The organism is Xanthomonas sp. LMG 12459 (assembly GCF_009192905.1).
GTDB lineage: Bacteria > Pseudomonadota > Gammaproteobacteria > Xanthomonadales > Xanthomonadaceae > Xanthomonas_A > Xanthomonas_A sontii.
The window spans coordinates 41,661-63,085 of the sequence record NZ_NSGT01000006.1 but is presented as its reverse complement, the minus strand read 5'-3'; the positions used below and the strand labels follow the sequence as shown (position 1 = coordinate 63,085).

14 protein-coding genes are annotated in these 21,425 nt (G+C 68.4%); 11 read left to right on the top strand and 3 right to left on the bottom strand.

The window, feature by feature from the left end:
- Positions 1-16 precede the first annotated feature (16 nt).
- The 10 genes from CEK65_RS02225 (at position 17) to CEK65_RS02180 (ending at position 14,684) form a co-directional block, all read left to right on the top strand.
- Positions 17-799 (top strand): flagellar brake protein, encoded by a 783-nt coding sequence (locus CEK65_RS02225; protein ID WP_026144691.1) that lies wholly within the window; start codon positions 17-19, stop codon positions 797-799.
- Positions 800-921: 122 nt separating this feature from the next.
- Positions 922-1,416 (top strand): chemotaxis protein CheW, encoded by a 495-nt coding sequence (locus tag CEK65_RS02220; RefSeq protein WP_017910573.1) that lies wholly within the window; start codon positions 922-924, stop codon positions 1,414-1,416.
- Between the two features lie 200 nt (positions 1,417-1,616).
- Positions 1,617-1,979, top strand: coding sequence for a hypothetical protein (locus tag CEK65_RS02215; RefSeq protein ID WP_017910574.1), 363 nt, complete (start codon positions 1,617-1,619; stop codon positions 1,977-1,979).
- A 102-nt stretch (positions 1,980-2,081) separates the two neighbouring features.
- On the top strand, positions 2,082-4,466 hold the full coding sequence (locus tag CEK65_RS02210) for a methyl-accepting chemotaxis protein (RefSeq protein ID WP_152180626.1): 2,385 nt from the start codon (positions 2,082-2,084) through the stop codon (positions 4,464-4,466).
- Between the two features lie 169 nt (positions 4,467-4,635).
- Entirely contained in the window at positions 4,636-6,861 is a 2,226-nt protein-coding gene (locus tag CEK65_RS02205) for a methyl-accepting chemotaxis protein (RefSeq protein ID WP_152180625.1), read from the top strand.
- A 362-nt stretch (positions 6,862-7,223) separates the two neighbouring features.
- The gene (locus CEK65_RS02200) at positions 7,224-9,449 is read left to right on the top strand and encodes a methyl-accepting chemotaxis protein (RefSeq protein ID WP_152180624.1); all 2,226 of its coding nucleotides are present in this window, start codon (positions 7,224-7,226) and stop codon (positions 9,447-9,449) included.
- Between the two features lie 97 nt (positions 9,450-9,546).
- Positions 9,547-10,413 (top strand): CheR family methyltransferase, encoded by an 867-nt coding sequence (locus tag CEK65_RS02195; RefSeq protein WP_017917563.1) that lies wholly within the window; start codon positions 9,547-9,549, stop codon positions 10,411-10,413.
- Positions 10,410-11,012, top strand: coding sequence for a chemoreceptor glutamine deamidase CheD (gene cheD, locus CEK65_RS02190; protein ID WP_017908723.1), 603 nt, complete (start codon positions 10,410-10,412; stop codon positions 11,010-11,012). Before CEK65_RS02195 ends, cheD begins: the two co-directional genes overlap by 4 nt.
- On the top strand, positions 11,009-12,082 hold the full coding sequence (locus tag CEK65_RS02185) for a chemotaxis response regulator protein-glutamate methylesterase (protein WP_026143996.1): 1,074 nt from the start codon (positions 11,009-11,011) through the stop codon (positions 12,080-12,082). Before cheD ends, CEK65_RS02185 begins: the two co-directional genes overlap by 4 nt.
- A 4-nt stretch (positions 12,083-12,086) precedes the next feature.
- Positions 12,087-14,684, top strand: coding sequence for an EAL domain-containing protein (locus CEK65_RS02180; RefSeq protein ID WP_152180623.1), 2,598 nt, complete (start codon positions 12,087-12,089; stop codon positions 14,682-14,684).
- A 132-nt stretch (positions 14,685-14,816) separates the two neighbouring features.
- Here the strand turns inward: CEK65_RS02180 and acnB are convergent, their stop codons facing one another.
- From acnB to CEK65_RS02165, 3 genes are read right to left on the bottom strand one after another with little or no spacing between them, the layout of a single operon-like run.
- Positions 14,817-17,408 (bottom strand): bifunctional aconitate hydratase 2/2-methylisocitrate dehydratase, encoded by a 2,592-nt coding sequence (acnB, locus tag CEK65_RS02175; protein ID WP_152180622.1) that lies wholly within the window; start codon positions 17,406-17,408, stop codon positions 14,817-14,819.
- A 52-nt stretch (positions 17,409-17,460) separates the two neighbouring features.
- On the bottom strand, positions 17,461-17,868 hold the full coding sequence (locus CEK65_RS02170) for a type II toxin-antitoxin system VapC family toxin (protein ID WP_017908728.1): 408 nt from the start codon (positions 17,866-17,868) through the stop codon (positions 17,461-17,463).
- Positions 17,865-18,128: an AbrB/MazE/SpoVT family DNA-binding domain-containing protein gene (locus CEK65_RS02165; RefSeq protein WP_010343322.1), complete on the bottom strand. Its 264-nt coding sequence runs from the start codon at positions 18,126-18,128 to the stop codon at positions 17,865-17,867. Before CEK65_RS02165 ends, CEK65_RS02170 begins: the two co-directional genes overlap by 4 nt.
- 149 nt (positions 18,129-18,277) lie before the next feature.
- Here CEK65_RS02165 and acnA point away from each other — a divergent pair, with 149 nt between their 5' ends.
- Positions 18,278-21,037: an aconitate hydratase AcnA gene (acnA, locus tag CEK65_RS02160; RefSeq protein WP_152180621.1), complete on the top strand. Its 2,760-nt coding sequence runs from the start codon at positions 18,278-18,280 to the stop codon at positions 21,035-21,037.
- The last annotated feature ends 388 nt before the right edge of the window (positions 21,038-21,425 follow it).

Genomic DNA, 21,425 nt, shown 5'->3' with positions numbered 1-21,425 from the left:
GTACCCACTCTCCACCATGGCCGAAGGCACTCCCAGCGACTCCCCTGTCCCGACTTCGCCGGAAGAAGAAGTGGAGGACGACCGTTTCCTGCTGACCAAGCCGCGACAGATCCGCCAGTTGCTGCAGTCGCTGATCCAGCAGCGTTCGCAGGTCAGCGCGCACGTGGGCGGTCGCGACCAGGCCTTCTCGACCGCGTTGCTGGACCTGGACGAGGACAGCGTGCTGCTGGACCTGAGCGTCAACGAGGCCTCCAACCGCGCCGCCGAGCAGGCCGAGTACCTGCTGTGCTTCGCCCAACTGGACAAGGTGCGGGTGCGTTTCCGCATCGAAAGCCCGCAGCGCACCGACGACAACGGCCAGCCGGGCCTGCGCGCGCCGCTGCCGGAATCGCTCTACTACCTGCAGCGGCGCGAGCATTTCCGCCTGGAGACCCCGATCACCGATTCGCCGTTGTGCGTGCTGCGCATCGACGACGATGCCGGCCAGGTCGAACTGAAACTGCGCGTGGTGGACATCAGCGGCGGCGGCCTGGCGGTGGCGCTGGTACAGGGCCAGCCGATGCCGCAGCTGCAGCAGAGCTATCCGAACTGCGTGCTGCAGCTGCCCGATGCCGACGCCATCCGGCTGACCCTGCAGGTCTGCAACATGTATGTCTCCAAGCTCGCCAACGGCCAGGACACCCTGCGCGTGGGCATGCGCTTCCAGGACCTGCCGCGCGGTGCCGACGCGGCGATCCAGCGCTACGTGTTCCGCATCGAGCGCCAGCGCAGCGCCCGCAAGAGCGGCGTGCTTTCCTGAACGCCGCAAGCGGCCGGCCGATCCAGGTCTAAAGTTCGCCGTGGCCGCGCCGATCTAGCATCAGAGTCGCGCTTTCCCACCCACGCCACCACCCGCAATCCCGTGCGCACCAGGAGCACACGATGAACGACAAGACCACCTCCAATTCCGACGCCACCGGCGGCGAATTCCTCAGCTTCACCCTCGGCGAAGAACACTACGGCGTGGATATCCTCAAGGTGCAGGAAATCCGCGGCTACGACTCGGTCACCCGGGTCCCGGACGCCCCCGAGTACATCAAGGGCGTGATCAACCTGCGCGGCACCATCGTCCCGGTGATCGACCTGCGCCTGAAGCTGCGCCTGAAGGAAGCGCGCTACGACGCCTTCACCGTGATGATCGTGCTCAACGTCGAGAACCGCGTGGTCGGCATCGTGGTGGACAGCGTCTCCGACGTGATCCCGCTGAACGAAGAGCAGATCCGCCCGACCCCCGAGTTCGGCGCCGCGGTCGACACCCGCTTCATCTCGGGCATCGGCACCCAGGACGACAAGATGTTGATCCTGCTGGATATCGAGACCCTGCTCGACAGCGCCGAGTTCGGCCAGCAGCACGCCCACGTCGACGAAGCCGCCTGACCCCCGGCCGCTGCGGCGGCCTCCCGGCTGTAGACGAAACCCGCCGCAAGGCGGGTTTTTATTTGAAATGCGAACTGTTTATCACTTGGGCGAATCAAGTTAACCGGTTTCACGCCGATAGCTGAAGAGTGGCCGGCATCACACGGCCGTCACTTCAGCCCCCGTCCCCAAGGAGTCGTTCCATGAAACCGAGCTTTCCCATGCTGCTGGTCCTGCTGCTCGCCGCCAGCCCCAGCACCTTCGCCCAGTCCCAGCAGATGATCCCGCCGGAGATGGCCACCCGTTTCGTCGGCAAGGACGGCATGGTCTGCGGCAAGGTCGAGAAAGCCAAGTACGCGCAGAATTCCGAAGGCGAGCCGACCTTCCTGTACATGGGCGGCATGTTCCCGCGCCACACCTTCTCCGCCCGCATCGCCGGCGCCGACCGCAGCAAGTTCGGCTTCGCCCCGGAAACCCTGGAAGGCAAGGACGTGTGCGTGATCGGCAAGATCGAGCGGGACAGCTCGCGTGCCGAAATCCAGGTCAGCGCGCCGTCCAGCCTGAAGCTGGCCACCATCAAGTAAGCCTCAGCGCCGCCGTGCTGGACCCGTGCACACGGTCCGGCGCGGCGGCGTTTGCCTTTTTTGCCCCTTGTCGTCCCCCTCCGAATTATGGGAACCGCGCTCATGCAGTGGATTAAAGATCTGAAGGTGATGCCCAAACTGATGCTGGCGTTCGGCGTCGTGCTGGCGTTGATGCTGATCCAGGGCGTGGCCGCCTACCGCGGTCTTAACTCGCTCGATGGCGTGACCACGAATGTGTCGTCGCAGGTGGTACCCAGCGTGCGCACCGGCGGCGAAATGCGCGGCATCCTCGGCGAGTACCGCAACGCGGCCTACCAGAGCCTGATCCGCAGCAGCGATGCGCTGAAGAAGGAATCGGCCGCGCGCAAGGTTGCGCTGAAGAAGCAGATGGACCAGATCCTGGCCCAATATCCGCCCAAGATCGGCAGCCCGCAGGAAAAGACCATCTACGACCGTCTGGTCGCCGACTGGAAGAAGGCCAGCGCCTCCTACCAGTCCGTCGACGAAATGCTGCAGCTCGACCTGCACGACGACGCCATCGATACCTTCACCGGCGAGACCCGCACCCTGCACAACAAGGTGGTGGACGACGTCGTCGCCCTGATCGCCGAGAACGATCGCCAGGCCAAGGCCGCGGCCGACGCCGCCAGCGGCACCTATCGCAATGCCTCGGCAACCCTGCTGATCTGCCTGCTGATCGGCCTTGGCGCAGCGGTCGGTCTGGCCTTCCTGTTCGGGCGGATGCTCGCCAACAGCGTGCGCGATGCGGTCAAGGTGGCCAGCGACGTCGCCGCCGGCAAGCTCGACGGACATATCGACGCCAACAGCAAGGACGAGATCGGCGAGCTGATGCAGGCGCTCAAGCGCATGCAGCAGGACCTGCGCGGGCGCATCGAGCGCGACGCCGCGGTCGCCGCCGAGAACCTGCGCATCCGCACCGCGCTGGACAACTCCTCGACCGGCATGTTCATCGTCGACCTGGACTACAACATCGTCTACGCCAACCCGTCGATGCAGGGCCTCACCGACAAGTACGCCGAGCAGATCCACTCGGTGGCGCCGGCCTTCGATTCGAGCCTGCCGCTGGTCGGCTCGCCGGTGACGGTGCTGGAGTACGGCAACCAGCACGATCCCAAGACCCTGGCGGAGCTGGAAAAGAAGGGGGTGATGGAACGCGAGATGGCCTACGTCGACGCGCGCGTCGCCCAGACCATCACCGCCATCCGCGACCAGCACGGCACGCACATCGGCTTTGTCTGCGAATCGCGCGACCGCACCCTGGAAGCGCAGGTCGAGCAGGAAGTGGCCAAGATCGTGCGCGAGGCCGCCGCGGGCGACCTCAGCGGGCGCGTCGGCATCGAAGGCAAGCACGGCTTCTTCCTGCAGCTGGCGCAGCAGCTCAATGGCCTGCTGCAGGCCAACGGCGACAGCATCGGCCAAGTGTCCAGGCTGCTGACCGCGCTGTCGCAGGGCGACCTCACCGCGCGCATGCATGGCGATTTCCAGGGCGTGTTCGCGACCATGCGCGACGACGCCAACGCCACCGCCGAGCAGCTGGCGGCCATCGTCGGCCGCATCCAGCAGGCGGCGAACGCGATCAATGCCGCCGCCGGCGAGATCGCCGCCGGCAACGACGACCTGTCGCGCCGCACCGAGCAGCAGGCGGCGAATCTGGAAGAGACCGCCGCCTCGATGGAGGAACTGACCTCCACCGTGCGCCAGAACGCCGAGCACGCGCGCCAGGCCAATCAGTTGGCCGGCGGCGCCGCCACGGTCGCCTCGCAGGGCGGCAGTGTGGTCGGCCAGGTGGTGCAGACCATGAGCGGGATCGAGGCGTCCTCGAAGAAGATCGCCGACATCATCAGCGTCATCGACGGCATCGCCTTCCAGACCAACATCCTGGCGCTCAACGCCGCGGTGGAAGCCGCGCGTGCCGGCGAACAGGGCCGCGGCTTCGCGGTGGTCGCCAGCGAAGTGCGCACCCTCGCCCAGCGCTCGGCCAACGCCGCCAAGGAGATCAAGGGCCTGATCGACGCGTCGGTGAGCCAGGTGGCCAACGGCTCGACCCTGGTGCGCCAGGCCGGCCAGACCATGACCGAAATCGTCGCCTCGGTGCAGCGCGTCACCGACATCATGGGCGAGATCGCCGCCGCCTCGCAGGAGCAGTCGGCCGGCATCGAGCAGGTCAACCAGACCGTCACCCAGATGGACGAGACCACCCAGCAGAACGCCGCGCTGGTCGAAGAAGCCACCGCCGCCGCGCGTTCGATGGAAGAACAGGCCGGCCAGCTGATCGAGGCCGTGTCGATCTTCCGCGTCGAGCAGTCGGCGCAGGCCAGCGCGGTCCACGCGCCGCAGGCCGTGTCCGCGCCGCGGCCGGCAGCGCCGGCGAAGAAGCCTGCGGCCGTCGCCGCCGCCAAGCCGGCGGCGGTGCGTGCCCGCAAGGTCGAGCCGGCCCTGGCCGATTCGGACTGGCAGGAGTTCTGAGACAGGCCCGGCCTGTCGCTGCATCCCCCCATCCCCGGCCTGCGCGCCGGGGATTTTTTTGACCGCCGCGCCAGCGCGAGGATTGTCTACGGATCGGTCGCGCCGCGCGCTCAACTTCCCCGTTCCCGGAGCCGTTAAACCTTTGGGAACCTTTCCAAGGATCAGGTCGATGTCGTCTCGCTCGTTGCTCACCCGCCTCTCGGATCTGCCGCTGCGCCGCAAGTTCCTCTGGCAGACCTTGTTGCTGGGTGCCGGCATCGTCCTGCTGGCGGTGATTGCCGCGCGCATGCAGTACCTGGACATCCGCAACACGCGCGAGCAGGCACTGAAGAGCCAGATCGAGCTGGCGCTGGGCGTGGTGCGCGCCTATGCGGCCGAGGTGGACAAGGGCAGCATGCCGCTGGCCGAGGCGCAGCGCACCGCCCTGCGCACCCTGGAATCGATGCGCGCCCGCGACGGCGTGGACTACTTCTACGTGCACGACCTGCACCCGACCATGCTGATGCACCCCACCCGCCACGACCTGGTCGGCAAGGATATCGGCCAGGTGCTCAGCGCCGACGGCAAGCCGATCTTCCGCGAGTTCGTGAAGGCAGCCGAGGCCGGCGGCGGCTACGTCGACTACCTGTGGCCCAAGCCCGGCAGCGACAAGCCGGTCGAAAAAATCTCCTACAACGCCGCGTTCGCGCCCTGGCACTGGGTGATCGGCACCGGCGTGTACATGGACGACGTGCAGGCGCAGGCGCTGGTCTTCACCGGGGTGATGACCCTGGCCGGCGGCATCCTGGTGCTGCTCACCTTCGGCATCAACTGGTTGATCGGCAGTTCGGTGCTGCGACCGGTATCGCGCAGCCTGGAGGCGATCCGCGCGGTGTCGCGCGGCGACCTCAGCGTGCGCATCGACAATCCCGGCCGCGACGAGACCGGCGAGATGCTGCGCGCCACCGGCGAAATGATCCGGATGCTGGAGCGCTTTTCCAGCGAGACCGCGCAGATGGCCGTACTGCACGCCGACAAGGACATGTCCCACCGCATGCCGGAGGATTTCCCCGGCGTGTACGGCGACCTGGCTGCCAGCATCAACCGCATGATGTTCGAGCACCTGGACGCGATCGTCGACGCCATCGCGGTGCTCAACGAGTACGCCAACGGCGACCTGCATCGCGACGCACGCCGCCTGCCCGGCAGCCGCGCGGTGCTGCACGAATCGATGGACGCGGCCAAGGCCAGCCTGCTGGCGATCAACACCGAGATCAAGCGCCTGGCCGCTGCAGCCGCCGCCGGCGACTTCAGCGTGCGCGGCGACGCCGGCCGGTTCCAGCACGACTTCCGGCTGATGGTGCAGGACCTCAACGCGATGATGGAGGTCAGCGACCGCAACCTGGGCAAGCTGTCGACGCTGCTGCAGGCCATCGCCGCCGGCGACCTGAGCGCGCGCATGCACGGCGACTTCCACGGCGTGTTCGCAAGGATGCGCGAGGATGCCAATACCACCGCCGACCAGCTCGCCGACATCGTCGGCCGCATCCAGACCGCGGCGCGCAGCATTCACGGCGCCACCACCGAACTGGCCGCCGGCAACGACGACCTGTCGCGCCGCACCGAACAACAGGCGGCCAACCTGGAAGAGACCGCGGCCTCGATGGAGGAGCTGACCTCCACGGTCAAGCAGAACGCCGAGCACGCCCGCCAGGCCAACCAGCTCGCCACCGGCGCGGCCGCGGTGGCCTCGCAGGGCGGCCAGGTGGTCGGCCAGGTGGTCACCACCATGAACGGGATCGAGGCTTCGTCGAAGAAGATCGCCGACATCATCGGCGTGATCGACGGCATCGCCTTCCAGACCAACATCCTGGCACTCAATGCCGCGGTGGAAGCCGCCCGCGCCGGCGAACAGGGCCGCGGCTTCGCCGTGGTCGCCACCGAGGTGCGCACCCTCGCCCAGCGCTCGGCCAACGCCGCCAAGGAGATCAAGACGCTGATCGACGAGTCGGTCGGTCGCGTGAACGAAGGTTCTGCCCTGGTCGACCAGGCCGGTCGCACCATGCAGGAGATCGTCGCCTCGGTGCAGCGGGTGACCGACATCATCGGCGAGATCGCCGCGGCCTCGCAGGAGCAGTCGATGGGCATCGAGCAGGTCAGCCGCACCGTGGCGCAGATGGACCAGGCGATCCAGCAGAATGTCGCCGTGGTCGAGGAAGCCAGCGCCTCGGCGCGGGCGCTGGAAGACCAAGGCCGCCGGCTCGGCGAGGCGGCGGCAGTGTTCCGGCTGGACCCGGCGCAGGCCGGCGCGCACGGCAGCGCAGGCCCCAAGACCGCGCCCCCCGCACGCGGTGCGTCGCGGCAGGCGCCGCTGCGGCTGGTGCGCACGGCAGCCTCGACCATCGAGGCCGATTGAGCGGACATACCGTTGCGATAGAAACAATCACGCACGACACGCCGATTCGCACCACAGCACGGTTCAAGCTATCGCCGCGCTAGTCGATATCAGGATCACGCTTCGTGGTCCGCGCATGTCACCGCCGGATCACCACCGCGACCGTTCAGGGAGCACGTGATGCCCAGCCGCCGACATCCGCCATCGTCCACCCTCCCGTCGCGGCGCCGCGGCGTCGCACGCGTGCCCCTGTTCGGCATGGGCTCACGCCCGCCTGCGCGCGCCGCCACTGGCGCGGCGCTGCCCTCGCCGCGCTTCGTCTTCGCCGGCTGACCGCCGGCCGCCCTGCCTTTTTTCAACCCGCTGCTGCACATGGAATGCCCATGAACGTACTTGCGCACCTGAAAATCCGCGACAAGCTGATCTTCGCCTTCGCCGTGACCACGCTGCTGACGGTCGTGCTGGGGGGCTTTACCTACTCCCGGACCAGCCTGTCCATCGCCGAGCTCAAGCACATCCAGCACGATTGGGTGCCGGCGACCCAGGCACTGGCCGAGGTGCGCGCGCAACTGGGCGAATTCCGTACCTACGAACTGGCGCAACTGTCGCGCGCCGGCGATCCCCAGGCCCAGGCCGACTACTTCAAGCGCATGCAGAAGGTGCGCACGGAGGTGGCGAAGAACCAGCAGGTCATCGCCGCGATGATGCGAGACCAGAAGCAGGTGCAGATGTACGCCGGCGTGCAGGAGACGCTGAAGGCCTACCTGCAGGCCAACACCGAGATGGGTGCGGCGCTGCGCGCCGGCGACGTGGCGGGCGCACAGAAGATCTCCGACACCCAGTCGCGGACGCTGCGCCGGACCCTGTTCGAGCGCATCGTGGCGCTGACCCAGTACAACGTCGCCGAACTGAACCGGGAGATGGATCTCGCCGACAGCCAGCTGTCCAACACCAAGACCCTGATCGTGACGCTGCTCGGGCTGGCCGTGCTGTTCGCCAGCGTCACCGCCTGGCTGATCGCGCGCGGGATGGCGCGCCAACTGCACGCGGCCAAGCGCCTGTCGCAGGCGGTGGCGCGCGGCGAACTGGAGGGCGCCACCTATCCGCACGGCAAGGACGAGATCGGCGAGCTGATGGACGACATGCTGATCATGCGCTCGCGCATCCACAGCGTGATCCGCGCCCAGGAGGAGATGGCCCGGCAGCACGCGTGCGGCACCATCAGCTACCGCATGGACGAGAACGCCTTCCCCGGCGAGTACGGGCAGATGGTCAAGGGCACCAACGAACTGGTGGCCTCGCACATCGCAGTGAAGATGCGACTGCTACAGATCATCCAGCGCTATGCGATCGGCGACCTTTCCGAAGACATGGACCGCCTGCCCGGCGAGAAGGCCGTGCTCACCGAAACCATGGACATGGCCAAGCAGAACCTGACCGCGATGAGCGAGCAGATCAAGCAACTGGCGGAGGCGGCCGCGGCCGGCGCCTTCGGCACGCGCGGCGACCCGGAACGCTTCCAGTACGGGTTCCGGGTGATGGTGCAGGACCTCAATGCGATGATGGAGGTCAGCGACCGCAACCTGGGCGAGCTATCCACGCTGCTGCGGGCCATCGCCGCCGGCGACCTGACCGCGCGCATGCACGGCGAGTTCCATGGCGTGTTCGGTCGCATGCGCGACGACGCCAACGCCACCGCCGCACAGCTGGCGGCGATCGTCGGCCGCATCCATGCCGCGGCCGCCAACATCAATGTCGCCTCCACCGAGATCGCCAGCGGCAACGGCGACCTGTCGCGCCGCACCGAACAGCAGGCGGCCAGCCTGGAGCGCACCGCCGCCTCGATGGAAGAGCTGACCTCCACGGTCAAGCAGAACGCCGAGTACGCACGCCAGGCCAACCAGCTTGCGGCCGGCGCCGCCGCGGTAGCCTCGCAGGGCGGCGACGTGGTCGGCCACGTGGTCACCACCATGAACGGGATCGAGGCCTCGTCGAAGAAGATCGCCGACATCATCGGCGTGATCGACGGCATCGCCTTCCAGACCAACATCCTGGCACTGAACGCGGCCGTCGAGGCCGCGCGCGCCGGCGATCAGGGCCGCGGCTTCGCCGTGGTCGCCACCGAGGTGCGCACCCTCGCCCAGCGTTCGGCCAATGCCGCCAAGGAGATCAAGACGCTGATCGACGAGTCGGTGGGCCGCGTCGCCGAAGGCTCGGCCCTGGTCGACCAGGCCGGCCGCACCATGAGCGAGATCGTGACCTCGGTGCGTCGCGTCACCGACATCATGGGCGAGATCGCCGCCGCCTCGCAGGAGCAGTCCGCCGGCATCGAGCAGGTCAACCAGACCGTGGTGCAGATGGACGAGAGCACCCAGCAGAACGCCGCGCTGGTGGAAGAAGCCACCGCCGCGGCGCGCTCGATGGAGGAACAGGCCGGCCAGTTGGGCGCGGCCATCGCCGCTTTCAAGCTGGACACCTACCAAGGCGTGGCCGCCAACGCGCCGATTGCGCAAGCCGCGCCGGCCCCGGCCCGCGCCAGGCCGCGTGCGGCAGCGCGCCCGCGCCCCGCCAGCGCCGCCGCCAGCGAGGCCCAGTGGCAGGAGTTCTGAGCCCGCAGGCCACCGCCGGCGGTCTTTCCTGACTGTCAGCTGTCAATTTCGTCCGTTCCCGGCCGATAACCCGATTGACCGACCATCGCTGCGCATCATGGCCATCCAGACTCCCGCTTCGCCCTCCTCCGGTTCCGACAATCGCGACTTCGACTTCAGCGACCGCGATTTCAAGCGGGTCTGCGACCTGATCTACCAGAAGGCCGGCATCGCCCTGGCCCCGGCCAAGCGCGACATGGTCTACGGCCGGCTGTCGCGGCGCCTGCGCGTGCTGGGCCTGCGCTCGTTCCGCGACTACCTGGACTGGCTGGAGCGCGACGGCGGCGACGAATGGGAGGCGTTCACCAATGCGCTGACCACCAACCTGACCTCGTTCTTCCGCGAGCCGCACCATTTCGAGCGGCTGCGCGAAGAGTTGCAGAAGCACTCCGGCGCGGCGCCGCTGAAGATCTGGTCCTGCGCCTCGTCCACCGGTGAGGAGCCCTACTCGCTGGCGATCACCGCCTGCGAGGCGTTCGGCACGCTGACCCCGCCGGTGCGGATCCTGGCCACCGACGTCGACACCCAGGTGCTGGCCACCGCCTCGCGCGGCGTGTACGCGCTGGAACGCGTCGCCAGCCTCGATCCCGCCCTCAAGCGCAAGTATTTCCAGCGCGGCAGCGGTGCCAACGAAGGCCAGTGCCGGGTGCTGCCGGCGCTGCGCGACCTGCTCGAGTTCCGCCAGCTCAACCTGCTGGAACCGCGCTACGACGTGGCCGGCCCGTACCTGGCGCTGTTCTGCCGCAACGTGATGATCTATTTCGACAAGCCCACCCAGCGCGGCATCCTGTCGCGGCTGATTCCGCACCTGGACGACGACGGCATGCTCTACACCGGCCATTCGGAAAACTATCTGCATGCGGCCGACCTGATCCAGCCCTGCGGCCGCACGCTGTATCGCCGGGCGCAGAAGGATCGCGCATGAGCGCCGCGGCCATGGCCCTGGACCAGGTGATGCGCTATCACGACACGCGCTTCCAGACGATGGCGGCCAAGCTGTTGCCGACCCAGTACCTGGTGGTGGACGACGACACCGCGCTGACCACCATCCTGGGCTCGTGCGTGGCCGCCTGCATCCGCGACCCGCTGCTGAAGATCGGCGGCATGAACCACTTCATGCTGCCCGACGGCCAGAGCGGCGACGGCGCGCCGGCCCGCTACGGCAGCTATGCGATGGAAGTGCTGATCAACGACCTGCTTAAGCGCGGCGCCGCCCGCAACCGCCTGGAAGCCAAGGTGTTCGGCGGCGGCAACGTGCTCAAGGGCTTCACCAACAATCCGGTCGGCACGCGCAACGCCGACTTCGTGCTGAACTACCTCAAGGCCGAACATATCCCGGTGGTGGCCGAGGATCTGCGCGGCATCCATCCGCGCAAGATCTGGTTCTTTCCCGCTACCGGCCGCGTGGTCGTGCAGCGCCTGCCGCACGCGCACGAGGAAGCCGAAATCGCCGCGGCCGAGTCGGCGGTGCGCGCCCGTCTCGCCAAAGCCCCCGTCACCGGTGCCGTGGAGTTGTTCGAATGAGCCTGGAAGCCCCTTGCCGCGTGCTGATCGTCGACGACTCGGCGGTCGTGCGACAGATCCTTACCGAAATCCTGTCGGGCGCGCCCGGCGTGGAAGTGGTCGGCTCGGCCGCCGACCCGCTGCTGGCGCGCGAGAAGATCAAGCGCCTGAATCCGGACGTGATCACCCTGGACGTGGAAATGCCGCGCATGGACGGGCTGGCGTTCCTGGAAAACCTGATGCGGCTGCGGCCCACGCCGGTGGTGATGATTTCCTCGCTGACCGAGCGCGGCGCCGACACCACCTTGCAGGCGTTGTCGCTGGGCGCGGTCGACTTCGTCTCCAAGCCCAAGCTCGACGTTGCCCGCGGGCTCGAGGAGTACGCCGAAGAGATCATCGCCAAGGTCAAGAACGCGTCCAAGGCCAAGGTCCGCGCCCTGGACCGGCCGGCCGCGCCGAAACCGGCCGGCGCCACCGCCACGCCCGCCGCGGTGTCCTCGCTGAAGTTCCGCACCACCGACCGGCTGATCGCCATCGGCGCCTCCGCCGGCGGCACCGAAGCGCTGCGCGTGGTGCTGGAAGGCATGCCGGCCGACGCGCCTGCGGTGGTCATGACCCAGCACCTGCCGGCCGGCTTCAGCACCGCCTTCGCCGACCGCCTCAACCGGCACTCGGCCATGGCCGTGCGCGAAGCGACCGAAGGCGAAGCGATCCTGCCCGGCCACGCCTACCTGCCGCCCGGCGGCAAGCACCTGCAGGTGATCCGCGACGGTGCGCGCTGGCGCTGCAAGATCGACGACGGCCCTCCGGTCAACCGGCACAAGCCGGCGGTGGACGTGCTGTTCCAGTCGGTGGCACGCAACGCCGGCGCCAACGCCATCGGCGCGATCCTCACCGGCATGGGCGACGACGGCGCGCGCGGCCTGCTGGAAATGCTGCAGGCCGGGGCCAGCACCCTGGTCCAGGACGAGGCCACCAGCGTGGTCTGGGGCATGCCCGGCACCGCCTTCCGCCTGGGCGCGGCGCAGGAGGTCTTGCCGCTGGACAAGATCGCCGAGCGCCTGATCGCGCTGTCCGTGCAGGCGCGCTGACACCATGCCGGGCCGCCGCGTCACAACGTCGAGCGTGCCCAGCGACGTCAGCGTGGAGGCGGCGCGGGTGGCATCGGCCCGTTCCGAACTGGACCTGCTGCTCTGCCTGCAGTACGCACCGGAAGGCGTGCTGATCGTCGATCCGCAGGCGCGTGTGGTTGCCTTCAACCACACCGCCGAGGCGCTGTGGAACCGTCCCCGCGCGCAGGTGCTGGGGCGGCCGCTCGGCGAGTTGGCCGATGCCGACGTGCGCGACGACTTCCTCGCGCATTGCCTGCACGACGGCGGCAGCGGCAGCTACGAGCTGCTGTTGCGCGACTACGATGGCGCAGCGCGCTGGCTGGCGGTGAGCGCGGCGCGGGCACCGCAGCACTACAGCCAATTGCAGGTGCTGTTCGTGCGCGACATCAGCGCCGAGCGCGCTCGCGACGCCAGGATGCGACTGCTGTCGCTGGCACTGGACTCCAGCGACGCCGCCATCGTCGTCTGCGATCCGGAGTTGAACATCCTCTACGTCAACGCCGGCTTCAGCCAGGTGTTCGGCTATGCCGAGAGCGAAGTGCTGGGGCATCTGCCGAGCAACGTGTTGGCCGGCCCCGGTACCGACCTGCAGACCGTGCAGCAGACCCGCGAGCGCGTGCGCGCCGGTTTCGGCCACCAGGCCGACATCCTGGTCTATCGCAAGGATGGCACGCCGCTGTGGGCCACCCTGGTGGCCACCCCCATCGCCAGCGAGGATGGCAGCCAACAGCACTACATCCTCTCGTTCACCGACATCACCCAGAGCAAGATGCACGAGGTGCTGCACAAGAACGTGCTGGATGCGCTGGTCCGCGAACAGCCGCTGATCGAGGTCGCCACGCTGATCTGCAAGGAGGTCGAGCGCATCGCGCCGGAACTGATGGCCGCGATCGTGAGTGTCGACGGCAGCGGCTGCCTGCAGCCGCTGGCGGCGCCGAGCATGCCGGCGCGGTTCGGCGAGACCATGAACAACATGCGCGCCGGACCGCGTGCCGGCGCCCTCGCCACCTCGATCTGGCGCGGCAAGCAGGTGCTCGTGCTCGACCCGCGCACCGACCCGCTGTTCGCCGACTACATGGGGCTGGTGCAGCATGTGGAGTTGGGTACCTGCGTGGCCACCCCGATCAAGTCCAGCAGCGGTCGCGTCCTCGGCAGCTTCGCGCTGTGCTATCGGCAGGTGCGCGAGCCATTGGCCTGGCACCTGCGCCTGATCGAGCTCTGCGTGCATCTGTGCGCCTTGGCGCTGGAACGCGAGCAGACCAGGGCACGCGTGCACCAGCTCGCGTTCTACGACTCGCTCACCGGCCTGCCCAACCGGGTGATGTTCAGCGCCCGCGCCGAGCAGGCGCTGGCCGCCGCCGAGCATCAGGGCGCACCGGTGGCGATCCTGTTCGTGGACCTCGACCGCTTCAAGCGCGTCAACGAGACCCAGGGCCATGCCGCCGGCGACGGCCTGTTGCGCGACATCGCCCGGCGCATCGGCGACACCCTGGGCCTGACCGATCTGGTCGGTCGCCAGGCCGGCGACGAGTTCGTGCTGATGCTGCCGAACTGCAGCGTCGAACAGGCCGCCGGCGTCGCCGAGCGCCTGCTGCTGGTTCTGGCCGAGCCGCTGGTGGTGGGCCAGGTGACCCTGCACCCCAGCGCCAGCATCGGCGTGGCCATGTTCCCCGACGACGGCCGCGACATCGAGACCTTGCTGCGCCATGCCGACCTGGCCATGTTCCGGGCCAAGCGCGAGGGCGGCGACAGCGTGCGTTACTTCAGTTCCGACATGAACCGCATGGCGCAGGAACGCGTGGCAATGGAGACCGCGCTGCGCGACGCCCTGCATCGCAACAAACTGCAGCTGCACTACCAGCCGCAACTGGACAGCCAGGCGCCGCACGCGCTGTACGGCGTGGAGGCGCTGCTGCGCTGGGAACATCCCAATCTCGGCGCGATCTCGCCGGCGCGGTTCGTGCCGATGGCCGAAGAATGCGGGTTGATCGACGAACTCGGGCAGTGGGTCTTGCGCGAAGCCTGCCGGCAGATGGCCGACTGGCGTCTGCGCGGCATCGCGGTGCCGCGCGTGGCGGTGAACCTGTCGGCGAACAACTTCGCCGACCCCGAATTGCCCACGCGGGTGGAAGGCCTGCTCACCGCGTCCGGCCTGCAACCGTCCGACCTGGCACTGGAAATGACCGAGAGCGTCATGCTCTCCAACACCAACGCGGTGCTGGCCAACCTGCGCCAGTTGCAGGCCAGCGGCGTGCTGCTGTCGCTGGACGACTTCGGCACCGGCTATTCCAGCCTCAGCCATCTGCACCAGTTGCCGGTCAACGAGCTCAAGCTGGACATGAGCTTCGTCAGCGACCTGGAGCACTGCCAGACTTCGCGAGCGCTGACCACCTCGGTCCTGCGGATCGGCGAAACCCTGGGCATGCACACGGTCGCCGAGGGCGTGGAAACCGAAGCGCAACGCGCGTTCCTGGCGCGGCTGGGCTGCCGCGTGCTGCAGGGCTTCCTGTTCGCGCCGGCGCTGCCGGCGGCGGCGCTGGAACACTGGCTGCAGGGGCGAGCGTCCGCACCACAGGCCTAGCGCAGGCAAGCGGCGAACCCACCGTCGTACGCACCACAGGCACCACCAACGAAAAAGCCCGGCAGTGCCGGGCCTCTTCGTTGCGACCGTGCCGCACGGGCGGCACGTCGCATCAGCGCATCGCCGGGGCGATCAGGCCGCGACCGTCGCGGCCACGTCCTGGTAGTCCTGGATCTGATCGAAGTTCATGTAGCGATAGATCTGTTCGCCACTGGTCTTGATCACGCCCACGTCGGCCATGTACTCGTCCTTGGTGGGGATGCGGCCCAGGCGCGAGCAGATCGCCGCCAGTTCCGCCGAGCCCAGGTACACGTTGGTGTTGCGGCCCAGGCGGTTGGGGAAGTTGCGGGTGGAGGTCGAGAACACCGTGGCGCCCTCGCGCGCCTGCGCCTGGTTGCCCATGCACAGCGAGCAGCCCGGCATTTCCATGCGCGCGCCGGCGGCGCCGAAGGTGCCGTAGTGGCCTTCCTTGGTCAGCTCCGAGGCGTCCATCTTGGTCGGCGGCGCGACCCACAGGCGGGTCGGGATGTCGCGCTTGCCTTCCAGCAGCTTGGCCGCGGCACGGAAGTGGCCGATGTTGGTCATGCACGAGCCGATGAACACTTCGTCGATCGCCGCACCGGCGACGTCGGACAGGGTCTTCACGTCGTCCGGGTCGTTCGGGCAGGCCACGATCGGCTCGTGGATGTCGGCCAGGTCGATCTCGATCACCGCCGCGTACTCGGCGTCGGCATCGGGCTCGAGCAGCTGCGGGTCGGCCAGCCACTCCTCCATCTTCTTGATCCGCCGCGCCAGCGAACGCGCGTCGGCATAGCCTTCGGCGATCATCCACTTCAGCAGGGTGATGTTGCTGGTCAGGTACTCGACGATCGGCTCCTTGTTCAGGCGCACCGTGCAGCCGGCGGCCGACCGCTCGGCGGAGGCGTCGGACAGTTCGAACGCCTGCTCCACCTTCAGCTCCGGCAGGCCTTCGATCTCCAGGATGCGGCCGGAGAAGATGTTCTTCTTGCCCTGCTTGGCCACGGTCAGCAGGCCCTGCTTGATCGCGTACAGCGGGATCGCGTTGACCAGATCGCGCAGGGTCACGCCCGGCTGCATCTGCCCCTTGAAGCGCACCAGCACGCTCTCGGGCATGTCCAGCGGCATGACGCCGGTGGCGGCGGCGAAGGCGACCAGACCGGAACCGGCCGGGAACGAGATGCCGATCGGGAAGCGGGTGTGCGAATCGCCGCCGGTGCCGACGGTGTCGGGCAGCAGCATGCGGTTGAGCCAGCTGTGGATCACGCCGTCGCCCGGACGCAGCGACACGCCGCCGCGGGTGGAGATGAACTCCGGCAGGGTGTGGTGGGTCTTGACGTCCACCGGCTTCGGATACGCCGCGGTGTGGCAGAACGACTGCATCACCAGGTCGGCGGAGAAGCCCAGGCAGGCCAGGTCCTTCAGCTCGTCGCGGGTCATCGGGCCGGTGGTGTCCTGCGAGCCCACCGAGGTCATCTTCGGTTCGCAGTAGGTGCCCGGGCGCATGCCCTGGCCTTCCGGCAGGCCGCAGGCGCGGCCGACCATCTTCTGCGCCAGCGAGAAGCCCTTGCCGGTGTCCGGCGGGTCCATCGGCAGGCGGAACAGGGTCGAGGCCGGCAGGCCCAGGAACTCGCGCGCCTTGGCGGTGAGGCCGCGACCGACGATCAGCGGGATGCGGCCGCCGGCGCGCACTTCGTCGAACAGCACGTCCGACTTCATCGCGAACTCGGCGATCACCTGCCCGTTCTTCAGCGCCTTGCCCTCGTACGGACGCAGTTCGACCACGTCGCCGTGCTCCATCTGCGACACGTCCAGCTCGATCGGCAGCGCGCCGGCGTCTTCCATGGTGTTGTAGAAGATCGGCGCGATCTTCGACCCCAGGCACACGCCGCCGAAGCGCTTGTTGGGGATGTACGGGATGTCCTCGCCGGTCCACCACAGCACCGAGTTGGTCGCCGACTTGCGCGAGGAACCGGTGCCGACCACGTCGCCGACGTAGGCGACCAGGTGGCCCTTGGCCTTGAGGTCGGCGATGGCCTGGATCGGGCCGCGCTTGCCGTCTTCTTCCGGCTCGAACGGCGCGCCGTCGCGCTTGTTCTTCAGCATCGCCAGCGCGTGCAGCGGGATGTCCGGGCGGGTGGTGGCGTCCGGCGCCGGCGACAGGTCGTCGGTGTTGGTCTCGCCCGGCACCTTGAACACGGTGATGGTCAGGCTCTGCGGCACTTCCGGCTTGCTGGTGAACCACTCGGCCTCGGCCCAGCTCTGCAGCACGGCCTTGGCGTGCGCATTGCCGGCCTCGGCCTTTTCCTGCACGTCATGGAAGGCGTCGAAGATCAGCAGCGTGTGCTTGAGGCCCTCGGCGGCGACGGCGCCCAGCTCGGCGTTGTCCAGCAGCTCGACCAGCGGATGGATGTTGTAGCCGCCAAGCATGGTGCCCAGCAGCTCGGTGGCGCGGGTGGGCGAGATCAGCGGGGTGGTCTCGCTGCCGAAGGCGACCGCGGCCAGGTACGAGGCCTTGACCTTGGCGGCGTCGTCGACGCCGGCCGGCACGCGCTGGCTCAGCAGCTCGACCAGGAACTGCTCCTCGCCGGCCGGCGGGTTCTTCAGCAGTTCGATGACCTGCGCGGTCTGCTGCGCGCTCAGCGGCAGCGGCGGGATTCCGAGCGCGGCGCGCTCTGCAACGTGGTGGCGATAGGCTTCCAACATGCGGGTTCTCCGGAAAAATACGGTGGGGATGTGCGGCAGCGGCGGCGCGGCGTCAGCCGGCAGGCTTGGGGACGATGATCTTCAGGCCTTTGAAGTAATCGCGGAAAAAACGGTCGTCGTGGGTGATCAGGCCATCGCATTGCAGCAGCGCATGCGCACCGATCAGGAAATCGGCCACCACCCGCTCGCGCTTGCCGCCACGGGCGCGGAAGCGGCGCTGCATCTCGCCGGCGCGCAAGGCCGACTTGGCCTCCAGCGCGCTGAAGCGGATGCTCATGTCCTCCAGCACCGACAAGGCCTCGGCACCGTCGCGCAGCGCGCTGCAGACTTCGGCCAGGACGATGTCGCAGACCACCACCGGGCCGGTGCTCAGGCACTGGCGCAGGCAGGCTTCGGTGGCGTCGGCCTGCGGGCCGTCGGCCAGCAGGTCCACCAGCACGGACGAGTCGATGGCGATCATGCGCCGGCGTCGGGCTCGGGTTCGAACGGATCGCCCGGGGCACGGCCGCGGATGGCGCGCATCGCCTCGTCGGTGCTGGCGAAGCCGTCGAGCTTGAAGCGGCCGCGGGCGCGCGAGATGGCATCGTCGACGCTCTTGCGCAGGATGATCCGGCCGCCATCCAGTTCCACCTTCAGGATGGTGCCCTTGCTCAGGCCCAGCGCATCGCGCACGGCCTTCGGCAGGGTGATCTGACCGCGTTCGGCGACAGTGGCTTCCATCGGGCGGGCTCCACAAGGTATGTACGAATTTTACATACTTGAAGCGTCATACTCAAGCCCGCATACAGCGGCGGTCACACCTGCCATACACACTGAATCGGTCAGAATGACCGCAGTCCCTACAGCCGCGACGCCATAGGAGTTCCGTGATGAGCGATTCCTTTTCCACCCGCGCCTCGCTCGAGGTCAACGGCCAACGCTACGCCTACTACAGCCTGCCCAAGCTCGCCGAGCGCTTCGATATCGCCCGCCTGCCCTACTCGCTGAAGATCCTGCTGGAAAACCTGTTGCGCCACGAAGACGGCGGCGTGACCGTGGGCAAGGACCACATCGAGGCGGTGGCCAAGTGGGATCCCAAGGCCGAACCCGACACCGAGATCGCCTTCATGCCGGCGCGCGTGGTGCTGCAGGACTTCACCGGCGTGCCCTGCGTGGTCGACCTGGCGGCGATGCGCGATGCGGTGGTCAAGCTCGGCGGACGCCCGGAGCAGATCAACCCGCTGATCCCCTCGGAACTGGTGATCGACCATTCGGTGCAGGTGGACGTGTTCGGCAAGCCCGACGCGCTGGACCTCAACGGCAAGATCGAATTCCAGCGCAACAAGGAACGCTACGGCTTCCTGCGCTGGGGCCAGAAGGCCTTCGACAACTTCAAGGTGGTGCCGCCGAACACCGGCATCGTGCACCAGGTCAACCTGGAGCACCTGGCGCGGGTGGTGATGACCGGCGAGCGCGACGGCGAGGCGATCGCCTACCCGGACACCGTGTTCGGCACCGACAGCCACACCACCATGATCAACGGCATCGGCGTGCTCGGCTGGGGCGTGGGCGGCATCGAGGCGGAAGCGGCGATGCTCGGCCAGCCCTCTTCGATGCTGATCCCGCAGGTGGTGGGCTTCAAGCTCACCGGCAAGCTGCCCGAAGGCGCCACCGCCACCGACCTGGTGCTGACGGTGACGCAGATGCTGCGCAAGCACGGCGTGGTCGGCAAGTTCGTCGAGTTCTTCGGCGACGGCCTGCAGCACCTGCCGCTGGCCGACCGCGCCACCATCGGCAACATGGCGCCCGAGTACGGCGCCACCTGCGGCATCTTCCCGATCGACGCCGAATCGCTGACCTATCTGCGCCTGTCCGGGCGCAGCGAGGAGCAGATCGCGCTGGTCGAGGCCTACGCCAAGGCGCAGGGCCTGTGGCACGACGCCGACAGCGCGCATGCCGAATACAGCGCCGTCCTGGAACTGGACATGGGCGACGTCAAGCCGTCGCTGGCCGGTCCCAAGCGCCCGCAGGATCGCGTGCTGCTGGAAGACATGCAGCGCAACTACCGCGACAGCCTGGTGCCGTTCGCCGACGCGCGCGCCAAGCGCCGCAGCGATGCCGTGCAGGAAGACCGGCTCAAGAACGAAGGCGGCGGCGGCACTGCGGTCGGCGCCCAGGCGGCGCATGCGCAGGACGCCGAGGCCAGCGGCGCTGGCTGGCAGCTGCGCGACGGCGCGGTGGTGATCGCGGCGATCACCTCCTGCACCAACACCTCCAACCCGGCGGTGATGCTCGGCGCCGGCCTGCTCGCGCGCAATGCCGTGGCCAAGGGCCTGAAGGCGCAGCCGTGGGTCAAGACCTCGCTCGGGCCGGGCTCGCTGGTGGTCACCGACTACCTCAAGAAAGCCGGAGTGATGGGCGACCTGGAACAGCTCGGCTTCTACGTGGTCGGCTATGGCTGCACCACCTGCATCGGCAACTCCGGCCCGCTGCCCGAGGACGTCTCCGCGGCGATCGCCAAGGACGACCTGGTGGTGGCCTCGGTGCTGTCGGGCAACCGCAACTTCGAAGGCCGCGTGCATCCGGAAGTAAAGATGAACTACCTGGCCTCGCCGCCGCTGGTGGTCGCCTACGCCATCGCCGGCACCACCGACATCGACCTGACCCGCGACCCGCTCGGCACCGGCAGCGACGGCCAGCCGGTGTACCTGCGCGACATCTGGCCGAGCAACAAGGAGATCGGCGACACCATCGCCGCCACGGTCGGCCCGGAGATGTTCAAGCAGAACTACGCCGACGTGTTCAAGGGCGACAGCCGCTGGAACACCATCGCCTCGCCCGATGGCGAGCTGTACGCGTGGGACGGCGCCTCCACCTACATCAAGAACCCGCCCTACTTCGACGGCATGACCATGCAGGTCGGCCGCATCGAGGACGTGCACGGCGCGCGCGTGCTGGGCCTGTTCGGCGATTCGATCACCACCGACCACATCTCCCCGGCCGGCAACATCAAGAAGGACTCGCCGGCGGGCCGCTTCCTGCAGGAGCGCGGCGTGCAGCCGGCCGACTTCAACAGCTACGGCAGCCGCCGCGGCAACGACGACGTCATGGTCCGCGGCACCTTCGCCAACATCCGCATCAAGAACCTGATGTTCGGCGGCGAGGAAGGCGGCAACACCCTGTACCACCCGCCCGGTGGCGGCCAGCCGGAAAAGCTGGCGATCTACGACGCGGCGATGAAGTACAAGGCCGACGGCGTGCCGCTGGTGGTGATCGGCGGCAAGGAGTACGGCACCGGCTCCTCGCGCGACTGGGCAGCCAAGGGCACCAACCTGCTCGGGGTCAAGGCGGTGATCGCCGAGAGCTTCGAACGCATCCACCGCTCCAACCTGGTGGGCATGGGCGTGCTGCCGCTGCAGTTCCTGGAAGGCCAGAACGCGCAGAGCCTGGGCCTGGACGGCTCGGAGGTCTTCGAGATCACCGGCCTGCAGGACGGCGCCAGCAAGCGCGCCAAGGTCGTCGCGACCAAGGCCGACGGCAGTGCGCAGTCCTTCGAGGTGGCGGTGATGCTGCTGACCCCGAAGGAAGTGGAGTACTTCCGCCACGGCGGCCTGCTGCAGTACGTGCTGCGGCAGTTGGCTGCGCGCTGACCGACCCGGCGGTTTCCAACAGCGGAAGCCCGGCCCCCGCGCCTGCGCGGGGGCGCTGCGCCGGCACGCGAACCCGTGGTTCGCAAGCGCGCCGGCTCGCCCACCACGGCGGCCTGCTGCAGTACGTGCTGCGTCAGTTGGCCGCGCGCTGACCGACCCTGCGGTTTCCGGCAGCGGAAACCCGGCCCCCGCGCCAGCGCGGGGGCGCTGCGCCGGCACGCGAACCAATGGTTCGCAAGCGTGCCGGCTCGCCCACCACGGCGGCCTGCTGCAGTACGTGCTGCGTCAGTTGGCTGCGCGCTGATCCGCCCGCGGGTGTCCGACAGCGGAAGCCCGGCCCCCGCGACTGCGCGGGGGCGCTGCGCCGGCGCGCGAACCCGTGGTTCGC

Coding starts and splice junctions, on each gene's coding strand:
- CEK65_RS02225 (WP_026144691.1), top strand. CDS start 17: ATGGCCGAAGGCACTCCCAGCGACTCCCCTGTCCCGACTTCGCCGGAA.
- CEK65_RS02220 (WP_017910573.1), top strand. CDS start 922: ATGAACGACAAGACCACCTCCAATTCCGACGCCACCGGCGGCGAATTC.
- acnA (WP_152180621.1), top strand. CDS start 18,278: ATGAGCGATTCCTTTTCCACCCGCGCCTCGCTCGAGGTCAACGGCCAA.
- acnB (WP_152180622.1), bottom strand. CDS start 17,408: ATGTTGGAAGCCTATCGCCACCACGTTGCAGAGCGCGCCGCGCTCGGA.
- cheD (WP_017908723.1), top strand. CDS start 10,410: ATGAGCGCCGCGGCCATGGCCCTGGACCAGGTGATGCGCTATCACGAC.
- CEK65_RS02180 (WP_152180623.1), top strand. CDS start 12,087: ATGCCGGGCCGCCGCGTCACAACGTCGAGCGTGCCCAGCGACGTCAGC.
- CEK65_RS02195 (WP_017917563.1), top strand. CDS start 9,547: ATGGCCATCCAGACTCCCGCTTCGCCCTCCTCCGGTTCCGACAATCGC.
- CEK65_RS02170 (WP_017908728.1), bottom strand. CDS start 17,868: ATGATCGCCATCGACTCGTCCGTGCTGGTGGACCTGCTGGCCGACGGC.
- CEK65_RS02185 (WP_026143996.1), top strand. CDS start 11,009: ATGAGCCTGGAAGCCCCTTGCCGCGTGCTGATCGTCGACGACTCGGCG.
- CEK65_RS02165 (WP_010343322.1), bottom strand. CDS start 18,128: ATGGAAGCCACTGTCGCCGAACGCGGTCAGATCACCCTGCCGAAGGCC.
- CEK65_RS02210 (WP_152180626.1), top strand. CDS start 2,082: ATGCAGTGGATTAAAGATCTGAAGGTGATGCCCAAACTGATGCTGGCG.
- CEK65_RS02215 (WP_017910574.1), top strand. CDS start 1,617: ATGCTGCTGGTCCTGCTGCTCGCCGCCAGCCCCAGCACCTTCGCCCAG.
- CEK65_RS02205 (WP_152180625.1), top strand. CDS start 4,636: ATGTCGTCTCGCTCGTTGCTCACCCGCCTCTCGGATCTGCCGCTGCGC.
- CEK65_RS02200 (WP_152180624.1), top strand. CDS start 7,224: ATGAACGTACTTGCGCACCTGAAAATCCGCGACAAGCTGATCTTCGCC.